Below are 13,715 nucleotides of genomic sequence, written 5' to 3' on the forward strand. Positions count from 1 at the left end.
TCCGAAGGTGCGGCAAATGATGCGAACTTCGGATTCGGGACACTGGTATGCAGCTTGCACCGCCTTGCAGCAGTCCGTGCGTGAGCGCGCCGCGAAAACCAATGGTCCGGCTGCGATTGAAGCCGGGCCCAGAGGACATCCAAGATGCTGACCATTCCTGACCTGACATTGCTGCTCATGGTGGTTGTTGCGAGCCTTGCCGTTGCGCTGATCTACATGCTGCGCGAGCTCGAGCCGAAGCTTGCTCGGCTGCGACTGCGAGGTGGTCGCGTCTTGCGCGATCGCACCGAATAGGGCGGCAATTCCGTTCGCCGCGGCTTTGGCCGCGGTGACGCTGCGCATCCAGAGTTGTCAGCCGAGCACGCCGTATTTCTTCAGGCGGTCTGCATCTTTCGCGCGGCGAGGGCCGCCTTCGGGATTTCGAGTCGGAGCTTTCCTGCCGGGCGGTCCCGAGCGGGATTCAAGGACCCCAAAAAACAAGGCCGTCGACGTAGTATACCGTCAACGACCTTGCCAGCCCCGGATATTGAAATCGGCTCACGCCATCCGGTCATTCGAAGATGACTCGGATTCGAAGGCCGATATGTGAACCAGTTCACAAAGTCAGGATTAATTCACGGTAACGGGCACTCATGATCGGCCGCCGCCGGCAGCCCTCGAGCGCGAAAGTTCCCCGTTAGATGATGATCTTGCTGGAGATTTGGCGCATTTTTATGGCTGGTTACCTTGGGTGGGCGGGGTCTGCGGGCGCGTCAACCGCGCGACCTGTGGCGCTTCCGGTTGGCGCTACGGGTGGCCTTCGAGCGCTTGCGCGGCGCGGGCTCGGCGGCCGGCTCGTTGGCCTGCGCGCTCGCCAGCGACTGGCGCAAACCCTCGACCTGTTCGGTCAGCGCGGCGACCTGGTCGGAGAGCCTCTTGGCATCGGCCGCCTGCAAGGCGAACTGCTTGCGCATGGTCTGCAGCTGGTCCTGCACCTCCTGCAGCTGGTCGATGGATTCCTGCTGGGTCGCCTCCATGCCCTTGGTCTTTTCCACCAGGGCCTCGGAGACCTGCGCGGTCCGCGCCTGCAACTGCCGCGCGGCCACCATGCGGTCGGTCTCCGGCACGTTGCCGGTGTAGGCGCGCCACAGTGCGATCGAGCCGATCCCGAACAGCACGAGCACCAGCGCCACGGCGCCGATCGCAATCGGCTGCACGCCAATCAGGCTGCTGGCTTGTGAATTCCGGGGGGCAAGTTCGACCATGCGACCAACAACCGGACATCAATTGAAAGGTTCGAAATAGCACAAACCCCGGCGCGGGCAAAACCGGGGGGTGTGTAGACCACTGCGGCAGCAGCGAAATTTGTATCATATGTTAGTTTTCGGCCGTGCTGCCCGGCCTGCTCGAGGCACGATCGGCCTCTGGCCGACCCGGACTTAACCTCCCCGAATTCAGCCTCTGGGCGCGATCAGGCCGACCCGCATGTCCTTTGCCAGATAGACGCAAGCGCCGTCTGCGAGCACCCGGCCGTCGGCGATGCCCAGCACCAGCCGGCCGCGCCTGGCCTGGCGTATGTCGACCTCATAGCGCACCAGCCTGACATCCGGCGTGATGTGCCCCCTGAACTTGACCTCGCCGACCCCGAGCGCGCGGCCCTTGCCGGGCGAGCCCGACCAGGCGAGCCAGAAGCCGATGATCTGCCACATGGCGTCGAGGCCGAGGCATCCGGGCATCACGGGGTCGGCGGCAAAGTGACAGGCGAAGAACCAGTGGTCCGGCGCAATCTCGAGTTCGCCGACGACGTGGCCCTTGCCGAACGCGCCGCCGTCCAGGCTGATCTCGGTAATGCGGTCCATCATCAGCATCGGCGGTGCCGGCAGCTGCGCATTGCCCGGGCCGAAATAGCCGCCTTCGCTCGAGCGCAGCAGATCCGGCTTGCTGTAGGACGATTGCGGTGCGTGAAAATCGTGCGGATTGAACAAGATGGCCACCGATGTTCGGGTTCTGGCTGAAGCTTAGCTGCGGCTGCGCCGCGTGGCTCTTGGCCGCGCGGACAGGGGTTTGGCAGGCAAGCGCAGCGCGGCGGCCATGAAGGCCCAGATGTCGCCGGTCAGCCTTGCCGGATCAGGCCGTCTTTCGCTCATGAGCGCGCCGATCAGCGCCTGGCGGATGCCGCCGATCATCAGCGCAATGGTGAGGTGAGGGTCGATGCCGCCGGGCACGATCCCGTCGCGCTGAGCCGCTTCGATCATGCGGGCGCCGGCGTCAAGCTGCCGGCCGGTGAAGGCGGTCTCGACATCGAGCACCTCGGGCGCGCGGCTGAGCGGTCCGATCACGAGGGGCGCAAACGGGTGGTCATAGTGAAAGGCGACATAGGCGCCGATCCGCTCCTTTTCCCGGTCCGCCCAGTCCGCGGCAGACAGCTTGGCGCCGCCGAATGCCGCCGCATCAAGTTGTTCATAGAAGCCTTCGACCACGGCGGCGATCAGGCCGGCCTTCGATCCGAAGTGATGGTAGGCGAGCCCGACCGAGACCTGCGCCCGCCTTGCGACGGCCTGCATCTCGAGGTGCCCATGGCCCTCGATGAGCTCGGCCTGCGCTGCCGAGAGCAATCGTTCCCGTGTCCCGAGGCTCGCCGCGTCCATCGTGGGCCCATTCGCTGAATTGAATTCAATTCAATGTCGCCGATGCTAGGATGTCAAGCCGCCGACGCGGATGACAAAGCGAGCCGGTGAAGGGATGCGATGGCGTTTGCGATCAAGACCGAGATCCGAAATCCGCGGGCGAAGGTGTTCACCTTCACCGCGCAGAAGACCATGTATGGCGGCAAGCACATCGCGGCCGATGACATCGTGTTCGTGTTCGCGAGCGAGGGCGGCAGCGGCCTGATCGCCCGCGCGATCGTCGCGTCGGCCGACGCGACACCGCGCAAGGTCGGCGTCATCAGGCAGACGCCGCGCGTCAGCATCACGGTCAGACGCACCGCATCCGCGGCGCGGCTGCTCGGGCGCGAGCAACTCAAGCGCTTCAAGGATTGGGGCGATGGCCGGCCCGAGACCGAGCTGAATTTCAAATTCTATCGCCAGGCCACCAACAAGATCGTCGGCATCTCAGACGAGACCGCGGCGTTTCTCGAGGGCTTCTTTGAGAGCGCACTTGGATTGACTGGCCTCAAGAACCGAACCTGTCGAAACGACAAATTGTAGTGAAATTAGCACTTTTGTGGGTATTCATAGCCGCAGAGGAAGGTCGGTATGGCAGAGACTTCAATCGAGTGGACCGAGGCTACCTGGAATCCGATCGTTGGATGTTCGATCGCAACAGCAGGATGCACTAACTGTTACGCTATGCGGATGGCCGCTCGCATCGAAGCGATGGGAACGGCGCCGCATTATTCTGGCACGACCAAACGCGTGCGCAAAGCCGCCATATGGACGGGTAAACTTGCACTCGCTCCGGAAAGTGTTCTTCTCGCCCCGTTACGTCGGCGACGACCGACTACTTGGTTCGTAAATTCGATGGGTGATCTCTTCCATGAGGATTGCCCCGACGAGTGGATTAATCGGGTCTTCGCCATCATGGCGCAGGCGCCAAATCACACCTTTCAAGTTCTAACTAAACGCGCTTGGCGGATGCACGACTATATGCGCGTAAGGGGTGGGCCGATCCTGCCCAACGTCTGGCTCGGTGTTTCGACTGAGCGCCAGAAAGAAGCCGACGAAAGAATCCCGCTTCTACTTCAAACGCCCTCGACGGTTCGCTTCATTTCCGCTGAGCCTCTGCTTGGTCCGATCAATCTTCGTCGCTATGTGGCAAAGAGCAGCAGGCGTCCGGCGCTCGACTGGGTAATCGTCGGAGGAGAGAGCGGTCCACGAGCACGGCCGATGGCGCCGGCATGGGTAGAGTCGCTACGCCTTCAATGTGGATCCGGCAACGTGAAGTTCTTTTTCAAACAGTGGGGCGGCAAGAACAAGAAGGCTGCTGGTCGCTTGCTTAATGGCCAAATCTACGACGACATGCCGGCTCTAAGTATGTGAGATCCTATCTTCGTTGCTAATCCAACCGCCTTTGGATCATCGTTAGATACGCACAAAAACAGTGAGAACCGCTGCGGCTTCTTGTGCAGAGGTAGGGGGAGCGGCCCAAGGACCTTGGGGAATATCTTCTCCAGGCGACTTTTTGCGTAGGCCTCTAGCCCGCGTACGTCATGTGCTCTTTGTCTCGGCTCCTCCATAAGGCCCCCGAACAGGTCCGACCGGTGTTTCGGGGGGTAGAGTTCGCGCTCCCATTCGTCAGAACCAAAAATCCGGGTAAGAGCTTCGCGTTTGTGCTTGTCAAGATCGGTAAGCTGCCTTGTCGCTTGCCGATAGAGCCCCGAAAGAGAGAACAGGAACCACACGTCAATTGCCTTCGTAGCAGCAATCTCCTCAAGCGTCGGCCAATCTACAGACATTCCATAGGGATCAAGAAACAGGACAGCTCTAGTAGAATGCCAAGAGTTTGCTGCCACTAGGGATTTTAGTGCGACATTGGCATCCTTCTTGATGACCGATATTCGGCGCTGAGGATGGTTGGCGGCTAGCTCTACTAGCGCCTGAAAGTGTGCGGGTTTCTTCTCAATGAATACGATGAAGTCGAATGCTGGTCGCACGTCGATCGCAATCCGAGCCGATCCGCGCCGCCGCTCAATTCTGGCGGGCACCGCGTCAAGGAGGGATGCGGGTTGCGCCTTATGCTGAATTGTCCTGGACCCAGTCCCAGCAAACGCATCAATGTACCAGAGCTCTTTGAACTTGCCCCGTAGCGCAGTGCTAAAGGCCTTCAAGTATTTCTCGACTACCGACAGCTTTAGTTCCGTGTGTTGGTTGCCAAATTCATGATCTACCATCGCCCGCTTCCCCACTAAAAGTAGGGATAATACCGTTGGTTGCGGTCGTCGCCAGCTACCACCGGCTTACTACTTTGGCTCTATTTCCTCGGGACTCTCGCATCGCGTCCCTAAAAAGGTTGCGGCCACCCTTTGGGGGAAGGGTGGCCGCGCGCGAACCGGTCTGGGACGGGGAGGGGTGGGGATGTGACCGGGTCGCGAACTCGAAATTTCCTGTTCTGCTCAGCGCGAGCTTGCCGTTGCAACTGCCGGGCGGTTGTCACCGAGCGAGACCCACACATTGGGATCGCCCTGCGACTGCCGCTTGACGAAGCGGTAGCCAGTGTCGGTCCAGGCGACGATGCTCTCGTTCTGGTTATCGAGCACGAACTCGCCCTTATCGGTCTTCACCGTCAGCACTGCGTGGCCTTCGCCCTTCTTGTCGCGGACCACCGTGATCAACAGCGCCTCGCGGGGCCAGCCGGCGTCCATCAGCATCTTGCGCTTCAGGAGCACGTAGTCCTCGCAGTCGCCGTAACCGTCTGATGGCAACGACCATTTCTCGATCACGCCCCAATGATCCATGTCGGTCATCGGCTTGATGGATTCGTTGACCCACTTGTTGACCCGTACGAGGTCCCGCCAAGCGGTCTGCGACAACACGATGTCGCGTGGTTGCGTCGCGCCCGCCGCGGCATTCGCCCGGATTGTCGGCACAGAATTCGACCCAGCCGATCGGCGAGCGCGCAACGTCACCCAGGCTGGCGTAGACCACGTCGCCGGCCTTGGCCGACACGCACGTCGCAAACAGGATGGCGGCAACCGCCAAACCTTTCCCCTGTCCCCTGAACCCAAACATCGTGGCCCCCGTTCTTCTTGTTGGGACCACGTTTCGCACAAAGCTTTTGCGCCGCCGCTAAGTACGCAAAGTAGATTTGACGCGAATACTGGTAAAAGCTGCGGCGAATTCGAACTGTACTTGAATCGAATTCGCGTAAAATTTGAAACAACTGCAATTGATTCAAATTTTATGCATTAACGCGGCAAGCGCTGCGCCAGCGCGGTTTGTTGCGCCAAACGCTGCGGCCGTTAACCGCCGATTTTCACCGGGCCAAACGCGCGGAAGGCGGCCACCGGTGCACCGGTGGCCGCCTTCGCGGGCCAAAACAGGGGTCTTGAGCGCTTGTTCGCTTTACCTCGCGGTAACGCTCTCTTCGAGCGTTTCCGCCGATTGCTCGTGGACGAACTCGAGCGCGAAGCCTTCCTCGAGATTTCGCACCACGCGGGACTGTACCCGCCCGAGCATCACGAGCGATTTCAGCGGCGGGCGGTTCTCGGCAGCAATCGCAGCACCGGACAAGGAAAGGTCGATGATGCGGCAGGTCATCCGCGTGCCGTCTTCCTGGGTCAGCAGGGCGATCGGGTTGCGCGGCACGATACGGTCGTGGCGGCGATCCTCGGGCAGATTGAGGATGTCGCGGTTGGCGAGCCAGGTCAGCTGCGCGGCGAGCTTGTCGCGCTTGCGCGCGGTGGCGCCGATCGTCATCGCAAAGCCGTTGTCGATGATGCGGGTGATGCGTCCCTCGACCCGGCCGATATGGTCGAGATAGGCGATCACACGGTCGCCGACATTGCCGATGCCAGGCGCCAGCAAAGCGAGGCCGCCCGGCGACATGTTGATAATCTGGCAGGGAAACTCGCGCCGGTCGGGCAGCATGTAGCGGCCGAGCAGGTGCACCTTGACGCGCTGGAAGCGCCGCCGCTCCTCGGCTACGGGGACGATGGTAGTTTTCTTCTGTGCAAACGACATCACGACAAACCCGGCCACCGTCCATTCGGAGCCCCGACGACCCTAAGGCTGATAGGGTTAACGGGGGGTTACGGTTGAGGCGGGGAACCCGCACACGGTGCAAGAGAAGTGTGAGTGGAAGGGGCAGGGCCGCGCATCAGGTTCGCCGAACCACCGCGACATGACCTGAGCGGCTTCATCGAGGTGGGGGGCGGTGTCGGCGGCCCATGCGACGAAGCCGTCGGGGCGTACGAGCACGGCATTAAGGCCCAGCCGATCCCGCGCCTCGCATGCGACATAGCCGATCCGCCCATGCCAGCGATCGGCAAGCGTTTGCTGGGGCGCGCGCCGATCAAAGTCCAGCAGCAGGCCGCGACCATCCCTGAGCAGCTCGCCGAGCTTAGCCCCGCAGGCGAGCTCGAAGTCGGGCGCGCTCCGGCCCGCCAGCGGATGGTTGCTGCCAAGATCGTAGCGCAGCGTAACGCCCCACACGCGCTCGGCAAAGTAGGTCGCGCCGTCTGATGTCGCGATCAGGTCGCGGATGATGGCTTCGAGCGCGCGCGAACTTCGGCTTGGCCGCATCAGCGCGACCTGGGCGCGCGACCAGTCCAGCACCTGCGCGCCCACCGGATGCCGCTCACGCGAGTAGCTGTCGAGCAGGTCCACCGGTGCGTCGCCGCGGATCGTGGCCGCGAGCTTCCAGCCGAGGTTCATCGCATCGCCAAGCCCGAGATTGAGCCCCTGGCCGCCGAGCGGAGAATGAATATGCGCGGCATCGCCCGCGAGCAGCACGCGCCCCTTGCGATAATCCGTCGCCTGACAGGCGCGATCGGTCCAGGTGGTGGCAAGCCGGACCGCCGTCAACGTGACGTCCGTGCCGGAGACGCGGCGCAGCACCGCCTGCACGTGCTCGCGCGTGATCGGCCGGGTTCGGTGGAAGGCGCCGCCGTCGAACTCCACCATCGCGATCGTGCCGGGCCGTGCGTAGGTATACATGCCCGTCGGCGTGTAGTGACGGCCGGTGCGGAGCTTGTCCGGATCTGATATATCGACCTCGACCGAATAGCCGGTGAACTCGGGATCGGTGCCGACGAATTCAAAGCCGCCGGCCTTGCGCACCATGCTGCGGCCGCCGTCACAGCCGACCAGCCAGCGTCCGCGGAAAGTCGCGTCCCCGGCGCGAACGGTGACGTCGTCGTCCGACTGATCGAACGCATCGACACTCAGGCCGCGCCTGATCTCAACCCCCATCGCGGTTGCGCGCGCGGCGAGGGCGGATTCGAGCGCCTCCATCTCGACCGCCATGCTGGTGCCTGCCGGGCTCGGCAGACGAAACGGCCATTTCGACGTGTCGAGATCATCGTGAAAGAACTGGATGCCGGCAAAATGGCCGGCCGGGCGGCGGCGCGGCTGTTGCATCCAATGCGCGCCATTCGATGCGCTGCTGCCCGAGCCATCTCTTGCGTGCTGTCGTGCCGCGATGTCATCCAGCATCCCGCGACGATAGAACGCCTCGATGCTGGGCGCCGAAAGGCCGCGCATACCGAAGGGCAGCCGCTTCAGCGGCGAGTGCGCCTCCGCGGCCTGCTCCAGCACCAGCACCGAGCACCTTGCGAGCCGCAGCTCGCAGGCGAGCATCAAGCCGACCGGGCCGGCACCGGCAATCACGACATCATGGGGAAGGGGGCGGCTGGCGTGCATGAACTGCTCCTTTGTCGGTGTTCGACCGGAGCGGTTCGTCGGGTTGAGAACCACACGGACGAACATTGGGCGCCTGGACTGCGTCCGGTGTTCGTCGTGGGGATCTCATGCACGAGGCAGGAGACCAGAGCTTTCGTTTTCGAAAGGTCTTTCGTTCCAGAAAGGACTTCGATCCGAAAGGACTTGGGCTTACCAAACCAAGTCTGCCTTTTCCGACGCGGCGTATATAGCTGCGTGGCGTTCGATCCGCAACGGAAGATGCGCGGCTGCGGATTACTGGAACAATGCACTGCCGCGATGTCGCGGCGCGACTGCATCGGCGTTGCCTGGTTCGTCGACGCGGCGCGCGCCCGGGCGGGGCGCAAGATCGTCCGGCGTCTTGATGTTGCTCGCGAGTCCTGCGGCTTCGAATGCCTTGATCAACCACCAGCCGAGGTCGATCTGACCCGGCAGCAGCCCGAGCTTCGCGGAGCCGGGATAGGCGTGGTGATTGTTGTGCCAGCTTTCGCCCATGCTGATCAGGCCCGCGATGCCGACATTGTAGCCCTGGGCCGCGACGCCTTCGATGATCCAGGTCTGTCCGCTCTTGCGATGCGAGTAATGACCGATCAGCCAGTGACCGGTGACGCAGACGGCGACGCGGACGCAGATGCCCCAGACCAGCCAGCTCCACGAGCCGATCGCGAGGAACAGGATCGCCCAGGGCAATTGCTGCCACATCCAGGTCCGCTCGACGAAGGCGTAGAAACGGTCATCGGCGAGCCGCCGTTCGAGCCGGCATTCGGGCGGGTGTTTCAGCACCAGCGCACAGTGCAGTTGCCACCACGCGTCGCGCCAGAAACCGGCGGGGTGGCAGGAGTAGTCGTGGCACGCCGTCTGGCGCTGCGCCCAGTCGCGGATATCGTGCAGCCGCACCATGCCGTAGGGGCCGGCCATCCCGACCAGCGTGCCGAGATAGACGCAGAGCCTCTCTAGCCACAGCGGACAGTCGAAGCTCGCATGGATCAGGCGGCGGTGCATGCCGACCGAATGCCCGAAGCACAGCGTGATCGCGCTGGTGACGATGAATAATGCGAACGCGCTCCACGTGAACAGCAGCGGCCCGAGGACGATCGCGACCGCGGTCATGCCGCCAAGCCACAGCGACTTCGCCGGCGCCCATCGCACGCGCCCGTCCAGCGGATCGGTGCTGGCGTCCACGAAGATTCGCTCCGAGCCGGGTTGCGGCTTCATTCCGTCACCTGAGGTTGCATCGCAGGTTGCGGTGAAGCGATCGTCGCTGTCAATCGGCCGCGCACGTCCGTCATGTCGCAGCCCATATTGGCGTCTGCGGCGGCTTCAGCCGGGTGGCGGCACGCGGAAGCGGCGCGGTGAGGTTATTTGGCCTCGGCGTCCATTTCCGGTTCGACAGCCGTTTCCGGTTCGACTGCCGCCGCTGGTGGTTCAACAGCCACGGCTTTCAGCATCTTTCGTTTCGCCGCGCGGACCTCAATCTGCAGCGGCGGCTGATAGGATTCGCTTGGCGGCACGAAGACGAAGGCATGGTGTCCATCGCCCTTGTTGAGCTTGAGAAGATCGTTGCGGAACTGATCGGCGACGACTTCGCCAACGAGATTGCCGTTGAAGTAGATATCGATCGCGACCCTCTTGTCGGGGTGTTGGTTGTACAGCGCCCAGCCAGAAATCCTTTTTTCGTTGACGACGTCGACATGGCCGGTGATCTCGCCATACAGACTCTCGATGCCGGCCTCGATCACCTCGAGGTCGCTCCTGTAGATCGATCTCGTCACATCGAAGCTGAAATTCGCCGTATCGACGCATTGGTCCAGCAAGCCCTGTCGATGCTCCTTCATCCGTTGCAGCGTGTCCAGTTCGCCCAACTTGACGTACATGCCGACGATACCTTCGATACCAGGATTCATGGTGTCATTCCCCGCAATGCTACCAGCCAATTCGCCCTCGGCTGCTTTCACAATCGATGCCTCCTTGCGGAAAATACTCCGCCAGGACGAGAAGCGCCTCGTTCCGCCAAGGTCTGTCATCAAGACCTTCATGACAGGCCTTCATGACATCCCAATCGTCCTGACTTAAAGTCGGCTCGGCCGAACCCGGCCCAACGACAAGGACAGGGAGAGCGAACCGATGGAGCAGATCCGCGTCTGCACGCATGATGGACCTGGAGCCAAGCCGGTAATCCGGACAGTGCCATGGCCGGAAATCGGCAAAAAGGCGGCCTTGATCAAGGTGGGTGCCTGTGGCGTTTGCGGAACCGATCTGCACATCCTGAAGGGACATTGGCCGAAGCCGTTGCCGTGGCCGTTCACGCTCGGCCATGAGCTCGGCGGCGTGATCGTGGAATGCGGCGCGGAGTTCACCGAGGATTTCATGAGCAAGCCGCTGCAGGTGGGATCGAAGGTGATGATCCCGCCCTTGATGCCGTGCGGCCGCTGCTACTACTGCATCCATTATCCCGAGAGCGCCAACAAATGCCTGACGCCGGTCTATTACGGCCGCTATCTCGGTTTCGACAAGGCGCCGCACATGTGGGGCGGCTGGGCTGAATATGTCTATGTCGATCTCGACATGCTGCCCGGCACCAAGATCTACAAATTGCCCGACGACATGTCGCTGCGGCTTGGCGCGCTCTCCGAGCCTCTGACCTCTTGCATCCGCGCCTTCAACCGCGCCACCCGCGCCGGCGGCTTCAGCTGGGGCGACACGGTGGTGATCCAGGGCTCGGGGCCGATTGGTATCCTCGCGGTCGCCGCTGCGCAGGAAATGGGCGCGGGGCGCGTGATCTGCGTCGGCGCGCCGGAGGCGCCGCGCCTTGCGCTGGCGCGCAAGTTCGGCGCCGAGGCGACCGTCGAAATCGAGCAGCTCAAGACGCCGGAGCAGCGCATCAAGGCGGTGCGTGATATCGTCGGCGGTTTCGGCGCCGACCTCGTCATGGACTGCTCGGGCCACCCGACCGCCGGCCCCGAGGGCATCGAGATGCTGCGCGACGGCGGCACCTATGTCGAGATGGGGCAGTTCACCGATGCCGGCTCGATCGACACCTCGTGGCACCGCATCTGCACCAAGGATCTCAACGTGCTCGGCTCCTGGGGCTTTACCGGCAACGACCTGCCGCTCGGCGTCGACATGCTCTACCGCACGCGCAACAAATATCCCTGGCTCGACATGCAGACGATCTATCCGTTCACCGAGGACGGCGTCGCCCGCGCGGTTGCCGACGCAATGGCGATGAAGACGGTGAAGTCGACCATCGTGCCGTGGCCGGAATTGGTCGGGTGAAGCAGATCGCGGATGCTGCAAATCCTGCTGCAGTGCTCCCAAGGATTTGTGTTCAGGGTGCGGCCGTTTGGGCCCTGATATCGCTCGCCGGGACGATGGCCCGGCGCTAACATCGGATCATGCATTCGAACCGTGTGCCGCCGAGCGCGACGTTTGCGTGGGGAAACGTATCCGAGGACTTCGCGCTGTTCAGAACCCTCAGCGCGGAGCAGCGGCTGATCGCCTTTGGCGCAATGACCCGGCGCGACCTCGTGCGCGGCGAGCTGCTGGTCGAGCAGGGCGGCGCCTCCGACGCGCTGTTCCTGGTGCTGCATGGCGCGCTCGCGGTGTACCGAACCAGTCATCCCGAACCGATCGCGGAACTTCGCGCCGGCGAACTGGTCGGCGAGATCGGGTTCTTTGCCAATATCCCGCGCACGGCCAACGTGATTGCGATCCGCGACACCAGCGTGCTGGTGTTGACGCGCGCCGCCTATACGACGCTGGCGCGGGAAACGCCCGAGATCGTCGAGGCGCTGCTGGCTGCGCTCGCGCGGCGGTTTGCCACCGAGACCGCGCGCCTGTTGCCGCTCCGGGCGTCGCCGAAGGCGCGCACGGTCGCGCTGATCCCAGGCGGACGGGAACCGGTGCCTGCCGCCTTTGAGCGCAGGCTGCGCGAAGGCCTTGCCGCTGCGGGTGCCGAAATCGTCGACCTCGCGCGGGTCCAGGCGATGTTTCCCGGCCGCGCGCTCGACGCATCCGAGGTCGCCGACTGGCTCAACAGGATCGAGTACGACGCACCGCTGGTGGCCTATTTCGGTGGTCCCGACGCATCGGAGTGGGCGCGGAAAACCATCCGCCAGGCCGACCTTGTCGTGTTCGCCTGCCGTGGCCATGCGCCGACGCCCGATCTGACGGAGATCGAACGCTTCGCCTGCGCCGTGCATCCGGCGTCGACGCGGCGCCTCGTTCGGGTTCATGACGTCAGGCGCCACGAGGTCAGCGGCACCGCGGCGTGGCTGGCGCGGCTGCCCTGCTTCATGCATCATCACGTCGCGCTCGAGGACCAGCTCGACATCGACAGCCTGGTTCGCTTCCTGTGCGGTCGCGCCGTCGGATTTGTCGCCGGCGGCGGCGGCAGCCTCGGCACGGCGCATGTCGGCGTCTACAAGGCGTTTCGTGAGCGCGGCGCGATGTTCGACATCTTTGTCGGCACCAGCGTCGGCTCGGCGATGGCGGCGGGCTTTGCCAAGAACTACGACGCCGAGCATCTCGAGCGCGGCACGCATGAGATCTTCGTCTCCAGTCGCAGCTTCCGCCGCCCGACCTGGCCGCGCTACGCCTTGCTGGACCACAAGGCGTTCGATGCCGCGCTCGCCGAGCAGTACGGCCACAATTGCCGGATCGAGGACTGCTGGCGGCCGTTCGCGGCGGTCGCGACCAATCTGTCGACGCACAGTCTCGAATTGATCCGCACCGGTCTGCTGTGGCACGCGGTGCGGGCGTCGAGCGCCATCCCCGGTCTGCTGCCGCCGTTCTATACGAGGGACGGCTCGATGCTGGTCGACGGATGCCTCGTCGACAACGTTCCGCTGGCGCAGATGCACCAGATGAAGAGCGGACCGAATCTGGTGGTCCATTTCGGCGACCCGGCAACCGAGATGTTCGACGTCGACTATGCCGCGCTGCCGGGGCGGCTAGAGCTGTTTGCGTCGCTACTGACGCCGTTCCGCAAGAAATTGCTTCCGGCCGCGCCGAGCGCCGTCAACGTGCTGTGGCGAAGCCTCGTCGCGCATCAGCGCTATGATACGCTGCCGACCACGCCGCTCGACATGGTGATGCGTCCCCCGACGCCCGACGGCATCGACGTCACCGATTTCGACCGCCATCAGGAAATCTTCGAATCCTCGTACCGCTGGGCCCGCGAGACCATTGCTGCCTCGGAGGCGGCACATAATCCTGCCATTGCGGCCATCGTCGCGTCGGCCAACGGAGCGGACAAGGGATCGGACATGGTCGCCGACGAGGGCGCGGATCGCGCGACAGCGACCGCGCCGGTTTCTGAGCAGGCCCGGGTCGGTTGAGCGGCTTGCGGGCGCCGGC

Annotated in this window: 13 protein-coding genes and 1 pseudogene; 5 read left to right on the plus strand and 9 right to left on the minus strand. The window is 63.4% G+C overall.

The genetic code is table 11. The annotated features are described in order from the left end of the window. The first annotated feature begins 144 nt into the window (after positions 1 to 144). Positions 145 to 294 (plus strand): hypothetical protein, encoded by a 150-nt coding sequence (locus tag ACVWZM_RS36205; RefSeq protein ID WP_156436402.1) that lies wholly within the window; start codon positions 145 to 147, stop codon positions 292 to 294. Positions 295 to 752: 458 nt separating this feature from the next. Here the strand turns inward: ACVWZM_RS36205 and ACVWZM_RS36210 are convergent, their stop codons facing one another. The 3 genes from ACVWZM_RS36210 to ACVWZM_RS36220 all read right to left on the minus strand — a co-directional run bounded on the left by ACVWZM_RS36210 (position 753) and on the right by ACVWZM_RS36220 (position 2,627). Next, positions 753 to 1,244: a hypothetical protein gene (locus ACVWZM_RS36210; RefSeq protein ID WP_225160275.1), complete on the minus strand. Its 492-nt coding sequence runs from the start codon at positions 1,242 to 1,244 to the stop codon at positions 753 to 755. Positions 1,245 to 1,433: 189 nt separating this feature from the next. Then, entirely contained in the window at positions 1,434 to 1,964 is a 531-nt protein-coding gene (gene fabA, locus ACVWZM_RS36215; RefSeq protein WP_456856826.1) for a bifunctional 3-hydroxydecanoyl-ACP dehydratase/trans-2-decenoyl-ACP isomerase, read from the minus strand. Between the two features lie 33 nt (positions 1,965 to 1,997). Next, entirely contained in the window at positions 1,998 to 2,627 is a 630-nt protein-coding gene (locus ACVWZM_RS36220; protein WP_456855779.1) for a TetR/AcrR family transcriptional regulator, read from the minus strand. Between the two features lie 99 nt (positions 2,628 to 2,726). Between ACVWZM_RS36220 and ACVWZM_RS36225 the strand changes: the two genes are divergently transcribed. Further along, on the plus strand, positions 2,727 to 3,188 hold the full coding sequence (locus tag ACVWZM_RS36225) for a hypothetical protein (protein ID WP_456855780.1): 462 nt from the start codon (positions 2,727 to 2,729) through the stop codon (positions 3,186 to 3,188). Positions 3,189 to 3,236: 48 nt separating this feature from the next. Then, positions 3,237 to 4,019: a DUF5131 family protein gene (locus ACVWZM_RS36230; protein ID WP_456855781.1), complete on the plus strand. Its 783-nt coding sequence runs from the start codon at positions 3,237 to 3,239 to the stop codon at positions 4,017 to 4,019. Here ACVWZM_RS36230 and tcmP read toward each other — a convergent pair. The 6 genes and pseudogenes from tcmP to ACVWZM_RS36260 all read right to left on the minus strand — a co-directional run bounded on the left by tcmP (position 3,989) and on the right by ACVWZM_RS36260 (position 10,393). Continuing rightward, positions 3,989 to 4,870, minus strand: coding sequence for a three-Cys-motif partner protein TcmP (gene tcmP, locus ACVWZM_RS36235; RefSeq protein ID WP_456855782.1), 882 nt, complete (start codon positions 4,868 to 4,870; stop codon positions 3,989 to 3,991). The genes ACVWZM_RS36230 and tcmP overlap by 31 nt on opposite strands. A 222-nt stretch (positions 4,871 to 5,092) precedes the next feature. After that, positions 5,093 to 5,708, minus strand: a pseudogene (locus tag ACVWZM_RS36240) (transglutaminase-like cysteine peptidase). A gap of 333 nt (positions 5,709 to 6,041) precedes the next feature. Next, the gene (locus ACVWZM_RS36245) at positions 6,042 to 6,659 is read right to left on the minus strand and encodes a PilZ domain-containing protein (protein WP_057019065.1); all 618 of its coding nucleotides are present in this window, start codon (positions 6,657 to 6,659) and stop codon (positions 6,042 to 6,044) included. Positions 6,660 to 6,716: 57 nt separating this feature from the next. Beyond that, complete coding sequence (locus tag ACVWZM_RS36250) at positions 6,717 to 8,339, minus strand: FAD-dependent monooxygenase (protein WP_456855783.1); 1,623 nt, start codon at positions 8,337 to 8,339, stop codon at positions 6,717 to 6,719. 273 nt (positions 8,340 to 8,612) lie between these two features. Next, the gene (locus ACVWZM_RS36255) at positions 8,613 to 9,572 is read right to left on the minus strand and encodes an acyl-CoA desaturase (protein ID WP_456855784.1); all 960 of its coding nucleotides are present in this window, start codon (positions 9,570 to 9,572) and stop codon (positions 8,613 to 8,615) included. Positions 9,573 to 9,715: 143 nt separating this feature from the next. Beyond that, the gene (locus ACVWZM_RS36260) at positions 9,716 to 10,393 is read right to left on the minus strand and encodes a hypothetical protein (RefSeq protein ID WP_141343026.1); all 678 of its coding nucleotides are present in this window, start codon (positions 10,391 to 10,393) and stop codon (positions 9,716 to 9,718) included. An 88-nt stretch (positions 10,394 to 10,481) separates the two neighbouring features. Here ACVWZM_RS36260 and ACVWZM_RS36265 point away from each other — a divergent pair, with 88 nt between their 5' ends. Further along, positions 10,482 to 11,633, plus strand: coding sequence for a zinc-binding dehydrogenase (locus tag ACVWZM_RS36265; RefSeq protein WP_456835012.1), 1,152 nt, complete (start codon positions 10,482 to 10,484; stop codon positions 11,631 to 11,633). A gap of 119 nt (positions 11,634 to 11,752) precedes the next feature. Then, positions 11,753 to 13,696, plus strand: a complete 1,944-nt coding sequence (locus ACVWZM_RS36270; protein ID WP_456855785.1) for a patatin-like phospholipase family protein — start codon at positions 11,753 to 11,755, stop codon at positions 13,694 to 13,696. Positions 13,697 to 13,715: the final 19 nt, after the last annotated feature.

It is taken from the genome of Bradyrhizobium sp. USDA 4501, assembly GCF_054062115.1.

Bases quoted from the DNA above. Each gene is read 5' to 3' on its own strand.
- ACVWZM_RS36245 (WP_057019065.1), bottom strand. From the start codon at position 6,659: ATGTCGTTTGCACAGAAGAAAACTACCATCGTCCCCGTAGCCGAGGAG.
- ACVWZM_RS36205 (WP_156436402.1), top strand. From the start codon at position 145: ATGCTGACCATTCCTGACCTGACATTGCTGCTCATGGTGGTTGTTGCG.
- ACVWZM_RS36230 (WP_456855781.1), top strand. From the start codon at position 3,237: ATGGCAGAGACTTCAATCGAGTGGACCGAGGCTACCTGGAATCCGATC.
- ACVWZM_RS36225 (WP_456855780.1), top strand. From the start codon at position 2,727: ATGGCGTTTGCGATCAAGACCGAGATCCGAAATCCGCGGGCGAAGGTG.
- ACVWZM_RS36220 (WP_456855779.1), bottom strand. From the start codon at position 2,627: ATGGACGCGGCGAGCCTCGGGACACGGGAACGATTGCTCTCGGCAGCG.
- tcmP (WP_456855782.1), bottom strand. From the start codon at position 4,870: ATGGTAGATCATGAATTTGGCAACCAACACACGGAACTAAAGCTGTCG.
- ACVWZM_RS36255 (WP_456855784.1), bottom strand. From the start codon at position 9,572: ATGAAGCCGCAACCCGGCTCGGAGCGAATCTTCGTGGACGCCAGCACC.
- ACVWZM_RS36270 (WP_456855785.1), top strand. From the start codon at position 11,753: ATGCATTCGAACCGTGTGCCGCCGAGCGCGACGTTTGCGTGGGGAAAC.
- ACVWZM_RS36250 (WP_456855783.1), bottom strand. From the start codon at position 8,339: ATGCACGCCAGCCGCCCCCTTCCCCATGATGTCGTGATTGCCGGTGCC.
- ACVWZM_RS36260 (WP_141343026.1), bottom strand. From the start codon at position 10,393: ATGAAGGTCTTGATGACAGACCTTGGCGGAACGAGGCGCTTCTCGTCC.
- ACVWZM_RS36265 (WP_456835012.1), top strand. From the start codon at position 10,482: ATGGAGCAGATCCGCGTCTGCACGCATGATGGACCTGGAGCCAAGCCG.
- ACVWZM_RS36210 (WP_225160275.1), bottom strand. From the start codon at position 1,244: ATGGTCGAACTTGCCCCCCGGAATTCACAAGCCAGCAGCCTGATTGGC.